The following is a 22628-nucleotide window of genomic DNA, read 5'->3' as shown; positions in this document are numbered from 1 at the left end:
CGAGCGCACTGTAGCCCGCGTCGATGACCGCTGCCGGGCACGGGGCTTGGAACGGGTTCCGAGGAGCTGCGCGTGTCGGCGGCGGCCGAGCGAGAATCCGCGCTCGTCGGCAAAGAAGGACAGAGACATCCGCATGAAGAACAACGACCCCAGGCACCTTCCACGCGGCGCGGTTGCGTGCCGGCTTGCGCTGCTCGTGTCGTGGCTGTCCGTTCTCGCGCCCCTGCCCGCCGATGCGCAGCTCGCGCGCAAGCCCTCGTTCTATGACGCGCAAAAGCGCGTGGAGGAGTCGGCCTCGCCCGTGCGTCCCGCCGGCGGCGCCTCGTCGCTGCCTGCGCTCGCCAGCCGCGCCGACTTCGACGCGCTCGCGCGCACCTACGATGCCGGCACGCCGATGGCGCTGCCGCATGTGCTGTTCGTGATCGACCGGCGCGCGAAGCCGGCGCCGCGCGTGTACTACCTCGACACGCCGCGCTGGCAGCTGCATGTGCGCTTCGTGCGCGATACCGGCCTGGCGCCCCACGCGGGCAAGCGCGAGATCGATCGCAACTACCTCGTGCCCGACCGCCGCTTCCTGTTCGGCACGCTGAGCTGGCAGCAGAACGTCGCGGGCTTCGGCTACGAATTCTGGGAAGGCGACCGCCTCACCGCGCCGCTGCTGCGCGAGGCCGACCGCGCGGTGAAGGCCAGCTTCTTCGCGCCCGTGAAGTTCAAGACCAACTCGACGCTGCACGAACGCGTGGCGCGGGAGGCCGGCATCGACTTCGTGACGCAGGAGGCGCTGATCCGCGAGCAGCCCTACCTGCCGATGAACCTCGGCACGGCCAGCGGCCGGGTGCGCATCGTCGAGGACGAGGGCGCGGTCAACGCACTGCTGCCCGAGGACATCGCGGTGCTGCGCCAGGTGCCGATCGCGCTGCCGCCGGTGGCGGGCGTGCTGACCGAGCGGCCGTCCACGGCGCTGTCGCACGTCAACCTGCTGGCCAAGGGCTGGGGCATTCCCAATGCCTACGTGCGCGACGCGGCCGAGGCGCTGCGCGTGCATGCGGGCCAGTGGGTGGCGCTCAAGGTCGCGGCCTCGGGCTACCAGGTGCGCCCGCTCACGCCCGAGGAGATCGCGGCGTTGCCCACGCGCGCCGCGCGCACGGCCGCCATGGGCCGCGGCAGCGCCGCGCCGGGCGGCGCCGCGGCCGTGCGGCCCGACCTGCGCGAAGCGCGGCTGCTGCCGCTGGCCTCGCTGCGCGCGCGCAACAGCGCGCAGTGCGGCGTGAAGGCGGCCAACCTCGGCGCGCTGCAGGCCGCGCGCATCCCGTCGACCAGCGTGCCCGACGGCTACTGCATCCCGTTCGCGCACTACGACCGCTTCATGCGCGCCAACGGCCTGGCCGAGCGTATCGCGCGCATGCAGCAGGCGCCGGGCTTCGCGGCCGATCCGCTGGTGCGCCAGCGCGCGCTCGAGGCGCTGCGCGCCGAGATCGTGCAGTGGCCGGTCGATCCCGCCACCGCGGCCGCGTGGCGCGCGGCCTGGCAGTCGCAGCTCGGCGGCGGCGGCGTGTTCGTGCGCAGCTCGTCCAACTCCGAGGACCTGCCGGGCTTCAGCGGCGCCGGCCTCTACACCACCGTGCCCAACGTGAAGAACGGCGACGCGCTCGAGCTGGCGGTGAAGAAGGTCTGGGCCTCGGTGTTCAATGCCGAGGCCTGGGAGGCGCGCGGCGCGGCGGGCTTCGGCGCCGAGTCGGTGCTGATGGGCGTGTTCGTGCAGACCGCGATCGACGCCACCAGCGCGGGCGTGATGATCACGCGCGACCCCTTCGACGCCGGCCATCCGCACGTCACCTACATCTCGGCCAAGCGCGGCATCGGCATCCGCGTGGTCGAGGGCCGGCGCGTGGCCGAGCAGCTCATGTACTCGAGCTGGTCGAAGGCGATCCAGGTGCTGAGCCGCTCGGCCGAGGACAGCGCGCTGCAGCTCGACAAGGACGGCGGCGTGAAGGAGGTGCCGCTGGAGGCCGGCCGCAGCGTGCTGACCGACGAGCTCGTGGTGCGGCTCGCGAACGTGGGCGCGGCGGTCAAGCGCGGCTTCGGCGGCGTCGACCAGGACATCGAATGGGCCACCGTGGGCGAGCGCATCGTGCTGCTGCAGGCGCGGCCCTACGTCGAGCGCCGCCGCTGAGGCAGGGGCCAACGCCATGAACCTGCACCGCCTCGACCTGGTCTCGCTGTCGCTGTTCAACCTGGTGGTGCGCACCGGCAGCATCAGCAAGGGCGCCGAGCTCGCGCACCTCGCGGTGGGCGCGGCCAGCAAGCGCATCTCCGACCTCGAGGCCGCCGTGGGCACGCCGCTGCTCGAGCGCCATTCGCGCGGCGTCACGCTCACGGTGGCGGGCGATGCGCTGCACCGCCATGCGCAGCGCATCCTCGACGACGTCGACCAGCTCGCGGCCGACCTGTCCGACTACGCCTCGGGCGTGCTCGGTGTGGTGCGGCTGTGGGTCAACACCTCGGCCGTCACGCAGTTCCTGCCGCGCGGGCTGTCGGGCTTCGTGGCGGCCAATCCGGGCATCCGCATCGAGCTCGAGGAACGCAACAGCAGCGAGATCGTGCTCGCGGTGCTCGACGGCCGCGCCGACGCGGGCATCTTCGCGGAAGGCACGCCGAGCCTCGGGCTGCACCTCGTCAACTACCGCGTCGACCGGCTGGTGATGGTGGTGCCGCGCGGCCATCCGCTGGCGCGCCGGCGCAGCGTGCGGCTCGAGGAGGCGACCGAGTACGACTTCGTGAGCCTGCCGGCCGAGACCTCGCTCGCGCAGCGGCTGCAGGCCGCGGCCGAGGCGCTGGGCCGGCGGCTGCGGCTGCGCATCCAGGTGCGCAGCTTCGATGCCGTGTGCCAGATGGTGGCGGCCGGCATGGGCGTGGCCGTGCTGCCGCACGCGGCGATCCAGCCGCACCTGCGCTCGATGGGCCTGCGCGAGATCGCGCTCGACGACGCCTGGGCCGAACGCCGGCTGCTGATCGGCCTGCGCGACGCCGGCGTGGTGCCGCGCCATGTGCGCACCCTGATCGACCACCTCTGCCAGGGTTAACCCTCGGGCGCTTTCGCGTTCCGCGAAAGCTGCGTGCGCGCCTTTGTCGTTCTCCCGCGCGGCCGCGCTGCCCAGAATCCGGGCAACGAATGCGGCGTCGTGCTGGCGAGCCGCGCAGACAAAGGCTCCCATGGCTACCCCCACTTCCCTCCTCGACGACGACGGCGCCATCGTGCGCAAGGTCGCGTGGCGAATCATGCCGCTCATCATGGTGTGCTATCTCTTCGCCTTCTTCGACCGCATCAACATCAGCTTCGCCAAGTTCGCGCTGCAGAGCGACCTGGGCCTGAGCGACACCGCCTACGGCTTCGGCGCCGGCCTGTTCGTGGTCGGCTACGTGCTGTTCGAGGTGCCGAGCAACCTGATGCTCTACAAGGTCGGCGCGCGGCGCTGGATCGCGCGCATCATGGTCTCGTGGGGCGTGGCCACCGCGCTCATGATGTTCGTGCAGACCGAGTGGCAGTTCTATGCGCTGCGCTTCGTGATCGGCGCGATGGAAGCGGGCTTCGCGCCCGGCGTGCTGTTCTACCTCACGCTGTGGTTCCCCGCCGCGCACCGCGGCCGCATCACCTCGATGCTGTTCCTGGCCTCGGCCTTCGCGGGCCTGTTCGGCGCGCCGGCCGCGGGCCTGGTGCTCGCGCACTTCGACGGCCTGCTCGGCATGGCCGGCTGGCACTGGCTGTTCCTGGTCGGCGGGCTGCCGTGCATCGCGCTCGGCCTGCTGGTGTTCGTGCGGCTCGACGACCGCATCGCCGACGCGCACTGGCTCACGCCCGACGAGCGTACGCGGCTGTCGCTGCGCATCGCCGAGCAGGGCGGCGCGGCCGGCGCCCACGGCTCGCTGCTCGATGCGCTGAAGACGCCGGGCTTCCTCATGCTCGGGCTGATCTATTTCCTGATCCAGGTCGCGTCCTATGGCCTCAACTTCTGGGCCCCGCACCTGATCCGCGCCTCGGGCAGCACCGATCCCACGGCGATCGGCCTGCTGACGGCCGTGCCCTATCTCTGCGGCGCGATCGCGATGGTGGTGGTCGGGCGGCTGTCGGACCGCAGCGGCGAGCGCCGCCGCTTCGTGATCGCGCTGCTGCTGCTCGCGGCCATCGGCTTCTTCGCGGCCGGCCTGTTCGACCACCACACCGACCTGCTGGTGCTCGCGCTGGCCGTGATGGGCGCGGGCGTGATCGCCTCGATCCCGGCCTTCTGGGCGCTGCCGCCCAAGCTGGTGAGCGGCGCGGCCGCGGCCGGCGGCATCGCGCTGATCAACACGCTGGGCCAGCTCGGCGGCATCGTGAGCCCGGTGATGGTGGGCCGCATCAAGGACCTGAGCGGCAGCACCACGCCCGCGCTCTACGTCATCGGCGCGCTGGCGCTGCTGTGCGCCGCGCTGCTGGCCTTCGCGCTGCCCGAATCGCTGCGTCGGCGCGAACCGCGCCCGTCGGCCGCGCCACGTTCCCCCGCGAGCGGCGCGCTGCATGCGTCCGGCATCGCCTTCGCCGAGAAAGCCCCCAAGCCATGAACCTTCCCCTGAGTCCCGGCGCGCTGCGAGGCCTGCGCGTCATCGAGATGGGCCAGCTGATCGCCGGCCCCTTCGCCGGCAAGACGCTCGGCGAATTCGGCGCCGACGTGATCAAGATCGAGCCGCCCGGCAGCGGCGACCCGCTGCGCAACTGGCGCCTGCTGCAGGACGGCACCTCGGTCTGGTGGCAGGTGCAGTCGCGCAACAAGCGCTCGCTGGCGCTCGACCTGCGCAGCGAGGAGGGCCAGCAGATCGCGCGCCGGCTGATCGCCGAGGCCGACGTGCTGATCGAGAACTTCCGCCCCGGCACGCTCGAGGGCTGGGGCATGGGCTACGAAGTGCTGCGCGAGCGCAACCCGGGCCTGGTCATGCTGCGCATCTCGGGCTATGGCCAGACCGGCCCCTACCGCGACCTGCCGGGCTTCGGCGCCATCGGCGAGGCGATGGGCGGGCTGCGCCACCTCACGGGCGAGCCGGGCCGGGTGCCGGTGCGCTGCGGCATCTCGATCGGCGACACGCTGGCCGCGCTGCACGGCACCATCGGCGTGCTGACCGCGCTCTACCACCGCAAGGTCAACGGCGGCCAGGGCCAGGTCATCGACGTGGCGCTCAACGAGGCCGTGTTCAACGTGATGGAGAGTCTGGTGCCCGAGTACAGCGCCTTCGGCGCGGTGCGCGAGGCCGCGGGCAGCGCGCTGCCGGGCATCGCGCCCTCGAACGCCTACCGCTGCGCCGACGGCTACGTGCTGATCGCGGGCAACGGCGACAGCATCTTCCGCCGGCTCATGCAGAGCATCGGCCGCGACGACCTCGGCGCCGATCCCGCGCTCGCGAACAACGCGGGCCGCGTGGCGCGCGTGGCCGAGATCGACCAGGCGATCGAGGCCTGGACGCTGCCGCAGTCGGTGGCGACGGTGCTCGAGGTCCTCGGCGCGGCGCGCGTGCCCGCGGGCAAGGTCTACACCGCGAAGGACATCGCCGAGGACCCGCACTACCGCGCGCGCGAGATGCTGCTGCGCCAGTCCACGCGCGACGGCCACGAGATCGAGGTGCCCGGCGTGGTGCCCAAGCTCATGGGCACGCCGGGCACGGTGCGCTCCTCGGCGCCACGGCTGGGCGACGACACCGACGCGGTGCTCGGCGAGATCGGATTCACATCGGAAGACATCGCCGCGCTGCGCGGCAGGAAGGTGGTTGCATGAACGACGCGGTCTGGAACGGAAGAACATTCGACGGCGATCGCCGCGTGCGGATGTGCGAGGTGGGCCTGCGCGACGGCCTGCAGGTCGAGGCGGCCTTCGTGCCGACCGAGGACAAGATCGCGCTGTGCAACGCGCTCTCGCGCGCCGGCATGGCGAAGATCGAGGTCTCGGCCTTCGTCTCGCCGCAGGCCATTCCCGCGCTGCGCGACGCCGAGGTGGTGCTGCGCGAGATCGAGCGCGTGGACGGCGTGGCCTACACCGCGCTGGTGCCCAACGTGCGCGGTGCCGAGCGCGCCATCGATGCGCGCGTGGACGAGATGAACCTCGTGATGTCGGCCAGCGAGAGCCACAACCTCGCCAACCTGCGCATGATGCGCGAGCAGTCGTTCCGCGCGCTGGCCGAGGTGGCGACGCTCGCGCGCCAGGCCGGCGTGGCGGTCAACGTCTCGCTGTCGTGCAGCTTCGGCTGCCCGATCGAGGGCGACGTGGCCGAGGCCGGCGTGCTCGGCTGGTGCGAGCGCTTCGTCGAGGAGCTCGGCGCCGGCGGCGTCACGCTGTGCGACACCACCGGCATGGCCTGGCCCGGCCAGGTGCATGCGCTCACGCGCGCCTTCCTGCGGCGCTGGCCCGGCACCGAGCTCACGCTGCACTTCCACAACACGCGCGGCATGGGGCTGGCCAACGTGCTGGCCGGCATCGACGCCGGCGCGCGCCGCTTCGATGCCTCGATCGGCGGCATCGGTGGCTGCCCCTATGCGCCGGGCGCCACCGGCAACGTCTGCAGCGAGGAGATCGTGCATGCGCTCGAGCTCTCGGGCTGGGACACCGGCGTCGACCTCGCGCGCGTGATTGATGCCGCGCGCCGGCTGCCGGCGCTGATCGGCCACGACATCCCGAGCCAGATCGTCAAGGCCGGCCGCCGGCTCGACCTGCATGCGCCGCCCGCGGACTTCGAGGCCACGCGCGAACGCGCGCTGGCGCGCGAGGCCGCGCGCGCGCACTGAGACCGCTTCGCTTCCCTTTCATCCCACAAGACCAGGAGACATTCGCATGCAACCCCTTCGCTTCATCGCCGCGCTCGCAGCGGCCGCGCTGCTCGCCGGCCCGGCCCTGGCCCAGACCTATCCCTCCAAGCCGATCACGATGCTGGTGCCCACGGCCGCCGGCGGCACCACCGACATCGCGGGGCGCATGCTCGCCGACCCGCTGGGCAAGGCGCTGGGCCAGCCGGTGGTGGTCGACAACCGCGGCGGCGCCAGCGGCGTGATCGCGGCGGTGGCGGTCAAGCGCGCCGAGGCCGACGGCCACACGCTGCTGATGCAGTACTCGGGCTACCACGTGATCTCGCCCCACGTCACGAAGCAGAAGGCGCAATGGGTGCCCGAGGACTTCCGCGCCGTGGCCAACGTGCTGAGCGCGCCGCAGGTGGTGGTGGTGCGCGAGGGCCTGCCGGTGAAGACCATGGCCGAGCTGATCGCCTATGCCAAGGCCAACCCGGGCAAGCTGACCTATGCCTCCTCGGGCCCGGGTTCGCTGCAGCACGTGACCGGCGCCATGCTCGAGCAGCAGGCCGGCATCCAGCTCACGCACATCCCCTACAAGGGCACCGGCCCGGCGCTGCAGGACCTGCTGGGCGCGCAGGTCGACATGACCTTCGGCACGCCGCCGCCCTTCATGCCCTTCATCCAGTCGGGCAAGCTGCGCGCGGTGGCCGTCACCGGCAAGGCGCGCGTGGCCTCGCTGCCGACCGTGCCGACCGCGGCCGAGGTCGGGCTGCCGAACCTCGACGCGACCTCGTGGTTCGCGGTGTTCGCGCCCGCCAAGACGCCGCAGCCCGTGATCGACAGGCTCAGCGCCGAGATCGCCAAGGTGGTGGCCACGCCGGCCTTCCAGCAGAAGGCCGCCGAGCTCGGCGCCACGGCCGACTACATGAACCCGCAGAAGCTCGCCGACTACAGCAAGGCCGAGTCCCTGCGCTGGGGCAAGGTGGTCGAGGCAGCCAAGATCGAAGGCGAGTGAGACCGCGCGCATGGCGGCGGTCGGTGGTCGGCCGCCGCCATGCGTTTCCCCTCCGCCATCGTTCTCGCTACTTGTAGAGCAGCTGCGGCAGCCACAGGCCGATCTGCGGCCACATGTAGAGCAGGAAGATCGCGAAGATCTGGATGCCCATGAAGGGCAGCATGCCGAGGAAGATCTGGTTCAGCGTGACATGCGGCGGGCTCACGCCCTTGAGGTAGAAGGCCGCCATCGCCACCGGCGGCGACAGGAAGGCGGTCTGCAGGTTCAGCGCCACCAGCAGGCCGAAGAACAGCGGATCGACGCCGAAGTTGTCGAGCAGCGGGATGAAGATCGGCATGAAGATCACGATGATCTCGGTCCACTCGAGCGGCCAGCCGAGCAGGAAGATGATCACCTGGCTCAGCAGCAGGAACTGCACCTTCGTGAGGTTCATGCTCAGCACCCATTCCTCGACCAGCGCCTGGCCGCCGAGCAGCGCGAAGGCGGCCGAGAAGATGGCCGAGCCCACGAACAGCCAGCACACCATCGCCGAGGTCTTGGCGGTGAGGAACACCGACTCCTTGAGCACCGCGAGGTTGAGCCGCCGGTAGGCCGCCGCCAGCAGCATGCCGCCGAGCGCGCCCATGGCCGCGGCCTCGGTGGGCGTGGCCAGGCCCAGCACGATCGAGCCCAGCACCGAAAGGATCAGCAGCACCAGCGGGAAGAAGGAGGCCAGCAGCATCTTGAAGATCTCTAGCCGCGCGAAGCTCAGGAACAGGTAGAACAGCGCCGTGAGCGCGCCCAGCACCGAGAAGGTCGCGACCCACCAGGTCGGCGGCGGCCGGGTGCTGGCGCCGGCCGGTGCGGTCTGCGCGGTCTCCGCGACGGCGGGCGCGGGTGCTGCCGGCGGTGCTTCGGCGCCCGGCGGTTCGGCGACGGCGCCGGCCGCGGGCTCCTCGCTCGGCGGTTCCTGCAGCCCGCCTTCGCTCGGTGGCTCCTGCAGGCCACCTTCGGCCGGCGGTTCCTGCAAGCCGCCCGAACTGCTGCCGCTGCTGCTGCCGCGCGAGGCACCGATCTCCTCGATGTCGTAGCGCGCCTCGGCCTCGACCGTGGTCACGGCCTGGTAGCTGCCCAGCGCCAGCAGCGCGTAGATGACGGCGGGCAGCGCCACGATGCCGAGCTGCCTGAGCACGTGCGAGAGCGGCACCTCGGCATTGCGCCGGCCCTTGAGCAGGCCCAGCAGCGCATGCGCCGACGGGCTGGCCGCGATCCGCTGCGTCAGCGGCGGCAGCGGCACCACGCGCTCGGCGGCCGACAGCGGCGGCGCCCACTGCGGCTTGAGCTTGGCGATCAGGATCACGTAGACCACGTAGAGGCCGGCCAGCATCAGGCCCGGGAAGAAGGCGCCCGCGTAGAGCTGCACCACCGACACGCCGGCGGTGGCGCCGTAGACGATCAGCAGCACCGAGGGCGGGATCAGGATGCCGAGGCAGCCGCCCGCCGTGATCGCGCCCGCGGCCAGCGGCACGCTGTAGCCGCCGCGCAGCATCGCGGGCAGCGCCAAGAGGCCCATCAGCGTGACCACCGCGCCGACGATGCCGGTGGCGGTCGCGAAGATGGTGCAGGTCACGAGCGTGGCCACCGCGAGCGCGCCCGGCAGCCGCGCGAGCGCGAGGTGCAGGCTCTTGAACAGCGACTCGATGAGGTTGGCGCGCTCGACCAGGTAGCCCATGAAGACGAACAGCGGCACGGCGATCAGCACGTCGTTGGCCATGGTCTTGTAGGCCGACTGCACCATCAGGTCGAGCGTGCGGTGCCAGTCGCGCTCGTAGGCCAGGAAGGTGAAGAGCATGCCCATGCCCATCAGCGTGAAGGCGGTGGGAAAGCCCAGCATGATCGCCACCACGACGAGCGACAGCATCAGCAGGCCCAGGTGGCCGTTGGTGATGGTCTCGGCGCGCAGCAGCATGGTGGCGCCGCCGATCACGACCAGCGCCATGAAGGTGAGGCCGAACCAGAGTTCGCGGCGGATCTTCATCGCGCGCCCTCCCGTGCCTCGTTGGCGACCACCACGCGGTCGAGCGCGGCGATGTCGGCGTCCTTCACATGCACCATCTCCTTGAGCTTCTCGACGTCGACCTCCTCGACGTCCTGCTCGCGCGAAGGCCAGGCGCCGTCGCGGATGCACTGCACGCAGCGGATGATCTCGACGATGCCCTGCAGCAGCAGGGTGAAGCCCGCGAGCGGGATGATGAACTTGAACGGGTACAGCGGCAGCGGCTCGGCCGAGAAGGTCTGCTCGCGGATCGCGAGCGCCTCGCTCGCGTAGATCCAGCCGGCCCAGGTCAGCGCGACGATGCCGGGCAGGAAGAAGACGATGTAGAGCACCAGGTCGACCAGCGCCTGCGTGCGCGGCCTGAAGAAGCCGTAGAGCACGTCGCCGCGCACGTGGCCGTTCTTCGAGAGCGTGTAGGCCCCGGCGGTCATGAACATGGCGCCGTAGAGCATGATCTGCGCGTCGAGCACCCAGGCATGCGGCCGGTTGAGCACGTAGCGCGAGAACACCTCCCAGCTGATCAGCAGCGTGAGCAGCAGGGCACACCAGGCGAAAGTCTTGCCGATCCACGTCGAGAACCGGTCGACCGCCAACAGGAAGGATTGCATCGGGACGAAACTCCTCGCCGGGCGCTGCGCGCGTCGTGCGCGGCCAGCGTCAGGCGAAATCGGGAATGAGAAGAGGGCACCCGCCTCGGGGTGCCCTCGCGTTCTTTCTCTGGCCGGAAGACCCGTTCAGGTCTTTTTGGCCTGCCGTCCGAAGTAGTGGTTGTAGGCCATCTTGAAATCGACCGAGTAGTCGTTCTGCCACTGGCCCGCACGCTCGGCGAAGGCGCGCTGCGAATCGAGCACCTTCTTGAACAGCGGGTTCTCGGCCGACTTCTTCGCGATGGTCTTGTCCCACGAGGCGAGCTGCGCGCGCAGCACCGTGTCGGGCGTCTTGTAGAACTTGATGCCGCTCTTCTTGAGCTCCTCGTAGTCCTTGGAGTTGCGGTCGATCGCCTTCCAGCTCATGTCGGCGCTCGCGGCCTGGGTCGCGTACTCGATCACGGCCTTGAGCTCGGGCGGCAGCGCGCGCAGCTTGGGGCCGTTCCACAGCACCTCGAACTGCTCGCCGCACTGGTGGAAGCTCTGCAGCATGCAGTTCTTGGCCACGTCGGGGAAGCCCAGCACGCGGTCGCTCGAGGCGTTGTTGAACTCGGCCGCGTCGATCAGGCCGCGGTCGAGCGCGGGCACGATCTCGCCGCCGGGCAGCGGGTTCACGGCCGCGCCCATGTCGGTGAACACGTCGACCGCGAGGCCCACGGTGCGGAACTTCAGGCCCTTCATGTCCTCGGCCTTGGACACCGGCTTCTTGAACCAGCCCAGCGGCTGCGTGGGCATCGGGCCATAGAGGTACGAGGCGACGTCGAGGTTGAGGCTCTTGTAGATCTCGTCCATCAGCGCCTTACCGCCGCCGTAGGTGTGCCAGGCCAGGATCATGTTGGCGTCCATGCCGTAGCCCGGGCCCGAACCCCAGAGCGCGAGCGCGGAGTTCTTGCCGTACCAGTAGGCGACCACGCCATGGCCGCCGTCGAGCGTGCCCTTGGCGACGGCGTCGAGCAGCTGGAAGGCCGGCACCACCGAGCCCGCGGGCAGCACCTCGATCTTGAGGCGGCTGCCGGCCATGTCGTTGACCTTCTTGGCGTAGTCCTGCGCGTACTCGTGGAAGATGTCCTTGGCCGGCCAGGTGCTCTGGAAGCGCAGGGTGGTGGTCTGGGCCATGGCGACCATCGGCGCCGACATGGCGCCTGCGGCCACCGCGGCGCCCTTGAGCAGGCTGCGACGGCGGGTCGATTTGCTGTCTGTCATGTTGTCTCTCTCCATAGGTCTGACTGGGGAAATCCCAGGCCGCCGTCTTGGAGTTATGGTTGACAGGCCCAAGCCGCCATCTTTGGCGCGCAGCAAAACACGACAAACAGGGTTTTCACGAACCGGTGAAAAATTTCACCATCCGACGGCCACCGGGAACCGGTAAAGAAGGCCGCCGCTTCGTGGGAACCCTCTTGCCATCGATCGAATTGGAAGGAATGCAAAAGATGACCGAACCCGTGGGTGAAAAAGGCTATGCCGGCGACGTGACGCCCGAGCAGGCGGCGCAATGGATGGCCAGCGGCGAGGCCGTGCTGGTCGACGTGCGCACCGATGCCGAGCGCGAGTGGGTCGGCTTCGTGCCGGGCGCGGTGCCGCTGGCGTGGAAGCAGTGGCCGGGGATGGCGCTGAACCCCGGCTTCGACGAGGGCGTGCGCGCGGCCGGCGAAGGTGGGAAGAAGGTGGTGCTGTTGTGCCGCAGCGGTGTGCGTTCGATCGCGGCTGCGAAGCGGGCGACGGAGCTGGGGGTGGAGGCTTACAACATCCTCGAGGGGTTCGAGGGGAACCCGGATGAGAGCGGGCACCGGGGGCAGGTCGGTGGGTGGCGCAAGCGGGGGTTGCCCTGGAAGCAGAACTGAGCCGCTAAGGGGACAGCAGATCGGGCCGATGGGCGCGCAGCCAACCCTCGGCACCAGCCAGCAATTGCGCGGCCTGGTCGATGCAGGCCTGGAGCGCGGCATTGGAGATCGGGTCGCCCTCGTAGTCGCTCACGTTGCGTTGCCGGCGCAGCGCATCGAGCACGATGATGTCCGGTTGCGCCACGCCGATCGTCAGCCCCAGGCTCTGGATGGCCGTCTGGTGATGGCCCGGTTGGCTGGTGGCCGTGCGGTAGCCGTTGGCCCACAGGCCCAGCATCGCGCATTGCATGATGCACTTGTAGGCCGCATCGAAGCGGTTGTCGGTGCTGACCTGTGCGACATGCGCGTCGGCCAGGTTGCGACGCGCCGCCTGAAGCAGCTTGGCGATGCCCGCGGCGTCAGGCTGGTGGACCTGCAGCCGCCCGATCGCCTGCAAGTTCTGCAAGCTCATCCGCTCCTCCCTTCACGAGCAGTTTGGGTTTGGCGAGTATGTCGCGTGCGAAGGCATCGCCGGCGCGTGCGCGCCGTGCAAATTCCTCGGTTGTGTAGAGCACCGTGTTCACTTCGCGGCCCAGCGTCGCGTGCAGGGGAAACACCGCCTGCGCGAGCGTCATGAAGTCGACGCTGCCCAGCACGAGCAGATCCACGTCGCTGCCCGGAGACGGCGTGCCGCGCGCGATCGAGCCGAAGACCAGCGCGAACCGGATCTGCGCATCCAGCGGTGCCAGCGCTTCGCGCACGGCAGGCACCACGCCATGTGTCTTGCGAAACATCGCCGCGAGGTCCTCGAACAGGGGATGGCGGGTGTCGGCGTTGTAGCGCACCTGGTTGCCTTGTTCGCTGCGCTTCAGCAGACCGGTGCGCGCCAGCTTGTCCACCTCGCGCGCGAGCGTGCCCGCATGGCTGTCGGTCAGGCGCGCCAGCTCGCGCAGATGGAACGCGGACTGCGGCTGCAGCAGCAGCACCGCCAGCACGCGCTGCCGCGCGGCGGGGAACAGCAGGTCCATCAAGGAAGAATCGTTGCTCATTGGGCGACGATTGTTGCTATTGAGGCGACATTCGGCAAGTCGCCGAGTTCAAAGAAAAAGGCCCGCGGGCAAGCCGCGGGCCTTTTCCTGTGAGGGTCGCGCCGAAGCTCAGTTCAACGGCGGAATCCGCAGCTTCTGCCCCGGATAGATCTTGTCCGGATGCGAAAGCATCGGCTTGTTCGCCTCGAAGATCGCGTTGTACTTGTTGGCGTCGCCGTAGTACTTCTTGGAGATGGCCGACAGCGTGTCGCCCTTGACCACGTCGTGGTACTGCGCGGGCGGTGCCGCGGGCGCGACCAGGTTGTTCTCCACGCTCGTCACGTTGGCCACGTTGCCGGCCGCGAGCGAGGCTTTCTCGCTGGCTTCCTGCGAGGGTGCGTTGCCCGCCAGCGTCACGATGCCGGTGCTCGCGACATAGGTCACGGCGAGGTTCGTGAGGCCGAGGTTCTGCGTCTCGATGTAGGTCTTGATGGCGGCAGCGGCCTTGTCGTTGGCATCGGGTTCGGCCGCCTGGGCCGACGAGCCGCCGAACAGCTTCTCACCCGCTTCCTTGATGAAACTCAACAATCCCATGGTTCTCTCCTTGGTCGGTGGTCGATGGAATTCGCGAATGTAGCGGCGCGCCGGGGTGCCCCTGCGTAGTCCCCGACCGCGACCGACAACACCGCGACAGCAGGAATCGTCACAAAGTCGCAATAATGCCGCGCATGTCCGCAGCCACCGCTCCCTTTCTCGCGATCGACATCGGCAACACGCGCCTCAAGTGGGCGCTCTACGATGCGGCTCGCCCCGGCGCCGCCCTGCTGGCGCAGGGTGCAGAGTTCCTCGATCACATCGAGCGGCTCGCCGACGGCCCCTGGGCCGATCTTCCATCGCCTTCCAGCATGCTCGGCTGCGTCGTCGCCGGCGATGCGCTGCGCCGCCGCGCGGAGGAGCAGGTGGTCGAGCGCTTCGACTGTCCGCCGCGCTGGGTCATGCCCAGCCTCGCCGAGGCCGGCATCGTCAACGGCTACGACCATCCCACGCGCCTCGGCGCCGACCGCTGGGTCGCGATGATCGGCGCGCGCCACCGCATGCTGCGCGAAGGCGCGCCGCGGCCCATGGTGGTGGTGCTGATCGGCACCGCGGTCACGGTCGAGGCCGTCGATGCCGACGGCAAGTTCCTCGGCGGCCTGATCCTGCCGGGCCACGGCATCATGCTGCGCGCGCTCGAGTCGGGCACCGCGGGCCTGCACGTGCCCACCGGCGAGGTGCGCGAGTTCCCCACCAACACCAGCGACGCGCTGACCAGCGGCGGCACCTACGCCATCGCCGGCGCGGTCGAGCGCATGGTGCAGCACGTGCGCTCGCACTGCGGCGCCGAGCCGGCCTGCTACATGACCGGCGGCGCGGGCTGGAAGATGGCGCCCGTGATGAACGGCCACTTCGAGCTGGTCGAGAGCCTGATCATGGACGGGCTGCTGGTGATCGCGCAGCAACGCGCCGGATGAGGCTCGCCGCTCAGGCGCGCAGCAGCTGCGTCGCCGCGTGGATGACCAGCCCCACGAGCCCGCCCACCAGCGTGCCGTTGACGCGGATGAACTGCAGGTCGCGCCCGATGTTGCGCTCGAGCTCGGCCGTCATCTCCTCGGTGTTCCACTGCGCCACGCGCTCCACGATGTAGCGCCGGATGTCCTCGCGGTAGCGCTCGATCGCGAGCGGCGCCGCGGCCTCGATCTGCTCGTTGATCCAGCGCCGGATCGCCTCGTCGCCCTGCAACCGCTGGCCGAGCGCGGCCGCCATCGACGCGATGCGCCGGCGGATCGTCGAGTCGCCGCGGCCGAGGTCCTCGTGCAGCCAGGCCAGCAGCTCGCCCCACAGCCCGTGCAGGTAGTCGCCCAGCGCCGGGTGCGCGATCAGCTCGGCGCGGATGCGTTCGCCGCGCGCGTGGAACTCGGGGTCGTGCTGCAGCCGCACGATGAAGTCGTCGACGAAATGGTCGAAGCGCCGCCGCATGGGGTGTTCGGGTTCGGCCGCGAGCTCGGCGATGGTGTGGGCCACGGCCGCCACGATCTTGCGCGTGGCCAGGCGCGCCGCCACCTGGTCCAGGCCCACGAAGCGCAGCGTCTTGATCTCGCGCGCGATCGCCTCCGTGATGTGCGCCTGCACCTCCTCGCCGTCGAGCACGCCCGCGATCTGTTCGAGCACCCCGTCGAGCAGCGCCTGGTGGCGCCCGCCCGCGGTCAGCGCGCCCAGCGTCTGGCCCATGAGCTGCGACAGGTCGATCTTCTCGAGCCCGGCCGCCGCGGCCTTGCCGATGAAGTCGCGCACGCGCGCGTCGTCGAAGGCCGAGAGCCCGTAGCGCGTGGCGGCCACGCCCCATTCGCCGAGCCGCTCGCCGCTGGCCGGCCGCGCGAGCCACTCGGCCATGCGGCCGGCCGGATCGAACTCGCGCAGCTTCGCGAGCACCTGCGCGGTGCTCAGGAAGTTGTTGCAGATGAAGCCCGCGAGCTTGGCGCCGATGCGGTCCTTGTTGCTCGGGATGATCGCGGTGTGCGGGATCGGCAGCCCCAGCGGATGGCGGAACAGCGCCACCACCGCGAACCAGTCGGCGATGGCGCCGACCATCGCGGCCTCGGCGAAGGCCGCGAGGTAGCCGAACACCGGGTGCCGGTCGTGCAGCACCGTGGCGACCGCATAGAGCGCCGCGGCGGCGCACAGCAGGCCCAGCGCCACGCGCTTCATGCGCCGCAGCGCGTCGTCGCCCTCGGCCGCCGGGGTCGTCAACGCAGCCTGTTCAGCCGATGGCCGGCGAGGACGCCAGGCGGTGCATGAACAGCTCGCAGCGCGCGAGCTGGTCGAGGCTCACGTACTCGTCGGGCTGGTGCGCCTGCTCGATGCTGCCGGGGCCGCACACCACGGTGGGGATGCCGGCGTTCTTGAACAGGCCCGCCTCGGTGCCGAAGGCCACCAGCGTGGTGCGCTCCTCGCCCGCCAGGCGCTGCGCCAGCTTGGTGATGGCGTCGTTGGCGCTGCCGAGGAAGCTCGGGATCTCGCAGATGGTGTCGAAGCTGAAGCCGGCGTCGGGCGCGACCTTCTTCATCGCCGGCTCGAGCGAGCCCGCATAGGCCAGCACCTCCTGCTGCATGCGCTTCGCGTCGGCCGTCGGCAGGTCGCGGAACTCGTAGCGGAACTCGGCGTCGCGCGGCACCACGTTGTCGGCGATGCCGCCGTGGAACTGGCCCACGCTGGCCGTGCTGAAGGGCACGTCGAAGCCCTCGTAGCGCGGCTCGTCGCGCTCGAAGCCCTCGGCCATGTCGCGCACCTTGCCGATCACGCGCGCGGCCATCTCGATGGCGTTGACCGACTTCGGCGTGAGCGAGGAGTGCGCCTCCTTGCCGCGCACGCAGCACTTGTAGCGGTACACGCCCTTGTGGGCGATGGCCGGCACCATGCTCGTGGGTTCGCCCACGATGCAGGCCAGCGGCTTGATGCCCGCGTCGCGCATGTCGGCGATCAGCTCCTTCACGCCGAAGCAGCCGATCTCCTCCTCGTAGCTGAAGGCGAAGTGCACTGCGAAGGGGGCCTCGCTCTCGAGGAAGCGGTGCGCATTGGCCAGCGCCACCGCGATGAAGCTCTTCATGTCGGCCGAGCCGCGGCCGTACAGGCGCCCGTCGCGCACCGTGGCCGAGAGCGGGTCGACGCTCCAGTCCTGGCCGTCCCAGGGCACCGTGTCGGTGTGGCCCGAGACGATCACGCCGGCCGGCTTGCCTTCGCCCAGCGTGGCGAACAGGTTGGCCTTGGTGCGTTCGGCGTTGTAGGTGATGCGGCTCTTCACGCCGAGGGCGGCGAGATGGGCCTGCGCGAAGTCGATCAGCTGGAGGTTGCTGTTGGCGCTGATGGTGTTCATGCGCACCAGGGCCTGGGCCAGTTCCAGGCTGCGGGGGGAAAGCGTGTGGGACATGCGGCGCATTGTCCCGGAACTCGGCGCCGAAGGCTCAGAAGGCGGTCGGATGGCCGCCGCTGTCGGTCTCCGACACCTTGAGGCGCGCGAGTTCGTCGCGCAGCCAGCCGCCCGCCTGGCCCAGCGGGCGCGCCTTGTTCCACAGCAGGTCGACGCCCAGCAGCCAGTCGGTGTGCGGGTAGGCCTCGAGCTGCAGCTCGACCAGCTCGCCCGCGGCCAGTTCGCGCCGCACCAGCAGGCGCGGCAGCGTGGCCCAGCCCAGGCCCGCGTGCGTCATCTCGAGCAGCGCGAGGTAGCTCTCGGCGCGCCAGCAGCGCGTGGCATCGAGGTACTCGGTGGTGGGCAGCCGCTCGCTGTGCGCGCTGAAGGCGAGCCGGCGGTGCCGGTGCAGCTCGCCGAAGCTCACCGTGGGCAGGGCCGCGAGCGGATGCGTGCGCGCCGCGACGTGCGCCATCACCAGCTTGCCCATCTGCACGAACGCCAGCTCGCGCGCATAGCCGGGCTGCGCGAAGCCGATGCCCAGCTGCGCCTCGCCCTGGCGCACCAGCACGCTGACGTCGCCGTGCAGCGGATGCCGCACCTCGAGGTCGACGTGCGGGAAGCGCTCGGCGAAGGCCGAGAACACCGGCATCAGCACGTTGTAGGGAATCTCGATCGCCAGCGTGAGGCTGGCCTCGACCGCGTCGGCGAGGCTTTGCGCATGGCCCTCGAGCGCGAGGCAGCGGTCGAGCACGCCGTGGGCCTCGCGCAGCAGGCGGCGGCCGGCCTCGGTCAGCGCGGGGATCTTGGTCGCGCGGTCGAACAGCGCCACGCCGAGGTCGACCTCGAGGTTGCCGATGGCCGCGCTCACGGTCGACTGGGTCTTGCCGAGCTGGCGTGCCGCCGCCGAAAAGGAACCGGCGCGCGCCACGGCGGCCAAGGTCTCGAGCTGGTCCAGCGAATAGCGCACGGTCCGTCTTCCATCGAAAAAAACGATCGATATTAACTTTGACCCATGACGGAGGAAATCGATCATCCGGCCGCGACCCGACCCACAACACCAACGCGGAGACTTTTCGATGACCCTTTCTTCCGGCGTCCACCCCGTGGACGAAGTGCTGCCCCCGCAGCAGATGGCCAGCTACGGCCTGCAGCACGTGCTGGTGCTCTACGCGGGCGCGGTGGCGGTGCCGCTGATCCTGGGCGGCGCGCTCGGCCTCACGCCTGCGCAGGTCGTGACCCTGATCAACGCCAACCTGCTGACCTCGGGCATTGCCACCCTGATCCAGACCCTGGGCTGCTGGAAGTTCGGCGCGCGGCTACCGCTGGTGCAGGCCTGCTCGTTCATCGCGCTGGCGCCGATGATCATGATCGGCAAGGAATACGGCCTGCCGCACGTGTTCGGCGCCGTCATCGCGGGCGGCGCGATCACGGTGCTGCTGGCACCGGCCATCAGCCGGCTGCTGCGCTTCTTCCCGCCGGTGGTGATCGGCAGCCTGATCACCGTGATCGGCATCTCGCTGATGCCGGCGGCCGCGATCTGGCTCGGCGGCGGCAACCCCGACGCGCCGGACTTCGGCAGCGCGCCGAACCTGCTGCTGGGCCTCGCCACCGTCGCCATCACGCTGGGCATCTATGCGCGCTTCGGCGGCTTCGTCGGCAACCTCGCGGTGCTGCTCGGGCTGGTGGCGGGCACGGCGATTGCTGCGGTTTTCGGGCTCACCGATTTCGCGCAGGTGGACCACGCGGCATGGTTCGAATTCAGCGCGCCCTTCGCCTTCGGCCTGCCCGCGTTCGGGCTGGCACCGATCCTGATCATGACGCTCGCGATGATGGTCATCATGGCCGAGACCACCGGCAACTGCCTGGCCATCGGCCAGATCGTCGGCCGCCCCGCGACCCCAGCCACGCTCGGCAACGCCTTCCGCGCCGACGGACTGTCGACCATGATCGGCGGCGTCTTCAACAGCTTTCCGTACAACGCCTTCACGCAGAACACCGGGCTGATCGCGCTGTCGGGCATCAAGAGCCGCTACGTGGTGGCATCGGCCGGCGCGATCATGGTGCTGATGGGCCTGTTTCCCAAGCTCGGTGCCCTGATCGCCTCGGTGCCGCGGCCGGTGCTCGGCGGCTGCGCGATCGTGATGTTCGGCATGACCACGGTGGCGGGCATCCAGGAACTCTCGCGCGTGCGCTTCGAGGGCACGCGCAACGCGATCGTGGTGGCGGTGTCGGTCAGCGTGGGCGTGCTGCCGATGTCGTTCCCGGCGCTGTTCGCGCAGGCCGCCGGGCCGCTCAAGCTGGTGCTCGAGAGCGGCATCTTCCTGGCCGCGATCACGGCGGTGCTGCTGAACCTGCTGCTCAACCGCGGTGCCGCCGGGCAGGAAGCGCCGGCGGCCGCGACGCACTGATTCCAGATCTTCACAATGAATTCGACCCACATGAACACAGCTCCCTCCCTGTCCCCACGCGACCTCGAACTGCTGCGCATGACGATCGCGCTGTCCGAGGAATCGAAGGCCCGCGGCCGCCATCCCTTCGCCGCGCTGGTGGCGAACGAGCATGGCGAGGTCGTCGTCACGGCCGGCAACAACTCGATGCCGCCCGAGGGCGATCCCACGCAGCATGCCGAGCTGGTCGCGGCCGCGCAGGCGGCGCGGCTGCTCGCGCCCGAAGCGCTCGCGCGCTGCACGCTCTACACCAGCGCCGAGCCCTGCTGCATGTGCGCCGGCGCGATCTACTGGACCAACATCGGCCGCGTGGTCTATGCGCTGTCGGAGCACGCACTGCTCGGCCTCACGGGCGACCATCCGGAAAACCCGACCTTTTCGCTGCCCTGCCGCGAAGTCTTCGTGCGCGGCCAGCGCCGCATCGAAGTGATCGGGCCGCTGCTCGAGGACGAGGCGGCCGCGCCGCACCGCGGCTTCTGGCACGACGGCCCCTGAAGCCCGTGGATCGGTGTTTTCCGACGTGCCCGGAAATGCCTTAGTGGATAGACTGGCGTTTTGAGAGCAAGCCATGAAACTCATCGATTCGCTCGTCACGCAGGCGGCCGGCATCGCCGCCGTCCGACGTGACCTCCACGCCCACCCCGAACTCTGCTTCGAAGAAGTCCGCACCGCCGACGTGGTCGCGGGCAAGCTCACCGAATGGGGCATCCCGATCCACCGCGGCCTCGGCACGACCGGCGTGGTGGGCATCGTCAAGAACGGCACCAGCAACCGCGCGGTCGGCCTGCGTGCCGACATGGATGCGCTGCCGGTCACCGAGCTCAACACCTTCGCGCATGCGAGCAAGCACCACGGCAAGATGCACGCCTGCGGCCATGACGGCCACACGGCGATGCTGCTTGCCGCGGCGCAGCATCTGGCGAAGCACCGCAACTTCGACGGCACCGTCTACCTGATCTTCCAGCCGGCCGAGGAGGGCGGCGGCGGCGCGCGCGAGATGATCAAGGAGGGGCTGTTCGAGCAGTTCCCGATGGACGCCGTGTTCGGCATGCACAACTGGCCCGGCATGAAGGCCGGCCAGTTCGCGGTGAGCCCGGGCCCGGTGATGGCCTCGGGCAACAAGTTCTACGTCAACGTGGTGGGCAAGGGCGGCCATGCGGCGCTGCCGCAGACCGGCATCGACCCGGTGCCGATCGCCTGCGAGATCGTGCAGGCCTTCCAGACCATCCTCACGCGCAAGATGAAGCCGACCGACTCGGCCGTGATCTCGGTCACCACCATCCATGCCGGCGAAACCAACAACGTGATCCCCGACAACTGCGAGCTGTCGGGCACGGTGCGCACCTTCTCGCTCGAGGTGCTCGACATGATCGAGGCGCGCATGAAGAAGATCTGCGACCACATCTGCGCGGCGCACGACGCCACCTGCGAGTTCCGCTTCGAGCGCTACTACCCGCCCACCATCAACACCGAGGCCGAGGCCGACTTCGCGCGCCGCGTGATGGGCGGCATCGTCGGCCCCGAGAACGTGCTCAAGCAGGAAGCCGCCATGACCTCGGAAGACTTCGCCTTCATGCTGCAGGCCAAGCCCGGCGCCTATGCCTTCATCGGCAACGGCGACGGCGCGCACCGCGACGTGCACCACGGCGAGGGCCCGTGCACGCTGCACAACGCGAGCTACGACTTCAACGACGACCTGATCCCGCTGGGCGCCACCTGCTGGGTGCAGATCGCCGAGCAGTTCCTCGCCACCGGAGACGCTCCGAAATGATCGGCATCGGCGAGGCTTTCGCGCCGCGCTATGCGCAGGCGCGCCAGAAATTCCTGCAGGCCTGCCTGAGCGCGGGCCTCACCGTGGAACCCCACCTGCTGCCGATGCGCGGGCGCGACGGCGAGGAGCTCTCGTGCGACGTGGCCTTCGACGGCGCGCCCGACGCCGACCGGCTGCTGATCCTCAGCAGCGGCTGCCACGGCGTGGAAGGCCACTGCGGCAGCGGCGTGCAGGTGTTCGCGCTGCACGACGCCGAGTGGCGCGAGAAGGCGCGCTCGGCCGGCGTGGCGGTGCTCTACGTGCATGCGCTCAATCCGCACGGCTTCTCGTTCGGCCGCCGCGTCACGCAGGAGAACGTCGACCTGAACCGCAACTTCGTCGACTTCACGCAGCCGCTGCCGGTCAATGCCGCCTATGCCGAGCTGCATGCGCTGCTCGTGCCCGACACCTGGCCGCCCACGGCCGAGAACCAGGCCGCGGTCAATGCCTGGATCGAGAAGAACGGCATCGGTGCCTACCAGACCGCGGTGAGCGGCGGCCAGTACCAGTTCGAGGACGGCCTGTTCTTCGGCGGCAAGGCGCCGACCTGGAGCCACCGGATGATCCGCGCCGTGCTGCGCCGCCACACGCGGCGCACGCGCCGGCTGGCCTGGATCGATCTGCACACGGGCCTGGGCCCGAACGGCATCGGCGAGCGCATCTTCGCCTGCCGCGACGACAAGGCCGCCTACGAGCGCGCCAACGCCTGGTGGGGCAACGGCGCCGGCCAGGCCGACGCGGCGCCGGTCACCTCGATCTACGACGGCTCCTCGACCTCGGCGCTGCTGCGCGGCCTGATGTGGGATGCCGTCTACGACGAATGCCCGCAGGCCGAGTACACGGGCATCGCGATGGAGTACGGCACCGTGCCGGTGCTCGACGTGCTGACCGCGCTGCGCGGCGACCACTGGCTGCACCGCCATCCGGAGGCGCCGGCCGACCTGTCGGACGCGATCCGCCGGCGCACGCTCGAGGCCTTCTACACCGACACCGATGCCTGGCGCGGCCAGATCGTGAGCCAGGCGCGGCAGGCCATGTTCCAGGCCGCCGACGGGCTCAGCGGGCGCTGAGCCGC

21 protein-coding genes are annotated in these 22628 nt (G+C 70.1%); 12 read left to right on the top strand and 9 right to left on the bottom strand.

Going from position 1 to position 22628, the window contains the following annotated elements:
- Window positions 1-133: 133 nt before the first annotated feature.
- From AC07PU_RS35350 to AC07PU_RS35325, 6 genes are all read left to right on the top strand, one after another.
- On the top strand, window positions 134-2173 hold the full coding sequence (locus AC07PU_RS35350) for a PEP/pyruvate-binding domain-containing protein (RefSeq protein WP_495322804.1): 2040 nt from the start codon (window positions 134-136) through the stop codon (window positions 2171-2173).
- A 16-nt stretch (window positions 2174-2189) separates the two neighbouring features.
- A complete protein-coding gene (locus AC07PU_RS35345; protein ID WP_203203197.1) occupies window positions 2190-3083 on the top strand; it encodes a LysR family transcriptional regulator in 894 nt (297 codons plus the stop codon).
- A gap of 130 nt (window positions 3084-3213) precedes the next feature.
- Entirely contained in the window at window positions 3214-4599 is a 1386-nt protein-coding gene (locus tag AC07PU_RS35340) for an MFS transporter (RefSeq protein ID WP_495322803.1), read from the top strand.
- The gene (locus AC07PU_RS35335) at window positions 4596-5801 is read left to right on the top strand and encodes a CaiB/BaiF CoA transferase family protein (RefSeq protein WP_495322802.1); all 1206 of its coding nucleotides are present in this window, start codon (window positions 4596-4598) and stop codon (window positions 5799-5801) included. Before AC07PU_RS35340 ends, AC07PU_RS35335 begins: the two co-directional genes overlap by 4 nt.
- Window positions 5798-6805 carry a hydroxymethylglutaryl-CoA lyase gene (locus AC07PU_RS35330; protein WP_495322801.1) on the top strand — a complete coding sequence of 336 codons (1008 nt, stop codon included), beginning with the start codon at window positions 5798-5800 and terminating at the stop codon, window positions 6803-6805. Before AC07PU_RS35335 ends, AC07PU_RS35330 begins: the two co-directional genes overlap by 4 nt.
- Window positions 6806-6851: 46 nt before the next feature.
- Window positions 6852-7820 (top strand): Bug family tripartite tricarboxylate transporter substrate binding protein, encoded by a 969-nt coding sequence (locus AC07PU_RS35325; RefSeq protein WP_495322800.1) that lies wholly within the window; start codon window positions 6852-6854, stop codon window positions 7818-7820.
- Between the two features lie 67 nt (window positions 7821-7887).
- Here AC07PU_RS35325 and AC07PU_RS35320 read toward each other — a convergent pair whose 3' ends face one another.
- The 3 genes from AC07PU_RS35320 to AC07PU_RS35310 all read right to left on the bottom strand — a co-directional run bounded on the left by AC07PU_RS35320 (window position 7888) and on the right by AC07PU_RS35310 (window position 11705).
- Window positions 7888-9837, bottom strand: coding sequence for a TRAP transporter large permease (locus tag AC07PU_RS35320; RefSeq protein ID WP_495322799.1), 1950 nt, complete (start codon window positions 9835-9837; stop codon window positions 7888-7890).
- Complete coding sequence (locus AC07PU_RS35315) at window positions 9834-10463, bottom strand: TRAP transporter small permease subunit (protein ID WP_495322798.1); 630 nt, start codon at window positions 10461-10463, stop codon at window positions 9834-9836. Before AC07PU_RS35315 ends, AC07PU_RS35320 begins: the two co-directional genes overlap by 4 nt.
- 126 nt (window positions 10464-10589) lie before the next feature.
- The gene (locus tag AC07PU_RS35310) at window positions 10590-11705 is read right to left on the bottom strand and encodes a TRAP transporter substrate-binding protein (RefSeq protein ID WP_495322797.1); all 1116 of its coding nucleotides are present in this window, start codon (window positions 11703-11705) and stop codon (window positions 10590-10592) included.
- A gap of 227 nt (window positions 11706-11932) precedes the next feature.
- Here AC07PU_RS35310 and AC07PU_RS35305 point away from each other — a divergent pair, with 227 nt between their 5' ends.
- Window positions 11933-12343, top strand: a complete 411-nt coding sequence (locus AC07PU_RS35305) for a rhodanese-like domain-containing protein (RefSeq protein WP_093354456.1) — start codon at window positions 11933-11935, stop codon at window positions 12341-12343.
- A gap of 4 nt (window positions 12344-12347) precedes the next feature.
- On the opposite strand, the gene AC07PU_RS35300 is transcribed toward AC07PU_RS35305, so the two are convergent.
- The 3 genes from AC07PU_RS35300 to lysM all read right to left on the bottom strand — a co-directional run bounded on the left by AC07PU_RS35300 (window position 12348) and on the right by lysM (window position 13944).
- Window positions 12348-12794: a DNA-binding protein gene (locus AC07PU_RS35300; protein WP_093354190.1), complete on the bottom strand. Its 447-nt coding sequence runs from the start codon at window positions 12792-12794 to the stop codon at window positions 12348-12350.
- On the bottom strand, window positions 12742-13371 hold the full coding sequence (locus AC07PU_RS35295) for a nucleotidyltransferase domain-containing protein (protein ID WP_093354193.1): 630 nt from the start codon (window positions 13369-13371) through the stop codon (window positions 12742-12744). The genes AC07PU_RS35300 and AC07PU_RS35295 overlap by 53 nt, the downstream gene beginning before the upstream one ends.
- Window positions 13372-13479: 108 nt before the next feature.
- Window positions 13480-13944 carry a peptidoglycan-binding protein LysM gene (lysM, locus tag AC07PU_RS35290; RefSeq protein ID WP_093354195.1) on the bottom strand — a complete coding sequence of 155 codons (465 nt, stop codon included), beginning with the start codon at window positions 13942-13944 and terminating at the stop codon, window positions 13480-13482.
- Between the two features lie 134 nt (window positions 13945-14078).
- Between lysM and AC07PU_RS35285 the strand changes: the two genes are divergently transcribed.
- A complete protein-coding gene (locus AC07PU_RS35285; RefSeq protein ID WP_093354459.1) occupies window positions 14079-14861 on the top strand; it encodes a type III pantothenate kinase in 783 nt (260 codons plus the stop codon).
- A gap of 10 nt (window positions 14862-14871) precedes the next feature.
- On the opposite strand, the gene AC07PU_RS35280 is transcribed toward AC07PU_RS35285, so the two are convergent.
- From AC07PU_RS35280 to AC07PU_RS35270, 3 genes are read right to left on the bottom strand one after another with little or no spacing between them, the layout of a single operon-like run.
- Complete coding sequence (locus tag AC07PU_RS35280) at window positions 14872-16137, bottom strand: DUF445 domain-containing protein (RefSeq protein ID WP_495322796.1); 1266 nt, start codon at window positions 16135-16137, stop codon at window positions 14872-14874.
- Window positions 16138-16147: 10 nt separating this feature from the next.
- Window positions 16148-17314, bottom strand: a complete 1167-nt coding sequence (gene argE, locus AC07PU_RS35275; protein ID WP_495322795.1) for an acetylornithine deacetylase — start codon at window positions 17312-17314, stop codon at window positions 16148-16150.
- Window positions 17315-17348: 34 nt separating this feature from the next.
- Window positions 17349-18263 carry a LysR family transcriptional regulator gene (locus AC07PU_RS35270; protein ID WP_208514015.1) on the bottom strand — a complete coding sequence of 305 codons (915 nt, stop codon included), beginning with the start codon at window positions 18261-18263 and terminating at the stop codon, window positions 17349-17351.
- Window positions 18264-18372: 109 nt separating this feature from the next.
- On the opposite strand from AC07PU_RS35270, the gene AC07PU_RS35265 reads away from it, so the two are divergent.
- From AC07PU_RS35265 to AC07PU_RS35250, 4 genes are all read left to right on the top strand, one after another.
- Window positions 18373-19704, top strand: coding sequence for a nucleobase:cation symporter-2 family protein (locus AC07PU_RS35265; protein ID WP_495322794.1), 1332 nt, complete (start codon window positions 18373-18375; stop codon window positions 19702-19704).
- A 30-nt stretch (window positions 19705-19734) separates the two neighbouring features.
- A complete protein-coding gene (locus AC07PU_RS35260; protein ID WP_495322792.1) occupies window positions 19735-20238 on the top strand; it encodes a nucleoside deaminase in 504 nt (167 codons plus the stop codon).
- 73 nt (window positions 20239-20311) lie between these two features.
- Entirely contained in the window at window positions 20312-21514 is a 1203-nt protein-coding gene (locus AC07PU_RS35255; protein ID WP_495322790.1) for a M20 aminoacylase family protein, read from the top strand.
- The gene (locus AC07PU_RS35250) at window positions 21511-22623 is read left to right on the top strand and encodes a M14 family metallopeptidase (protein WP_495322789.1); all 1113 of its coding nucleotides are present in this window, start codon (window positions 21511-21513) and stop codon (window positions 22621-22623) included. The genes AC07PU_RS35255 and AC07PU_RS35250 overlap by 4 nt, the downstream gene beginning before the upstream one ends.
- Window positions 22624-22628 lie beyond the last annotated feature (5 nt).

It is taken from the genome of Variovorax sp. GW821-FHT10D07 (assembly GCF_059415325.1).
This window is presented reverse-complemented; position numbering and strand designations above follow the sequence as displayed.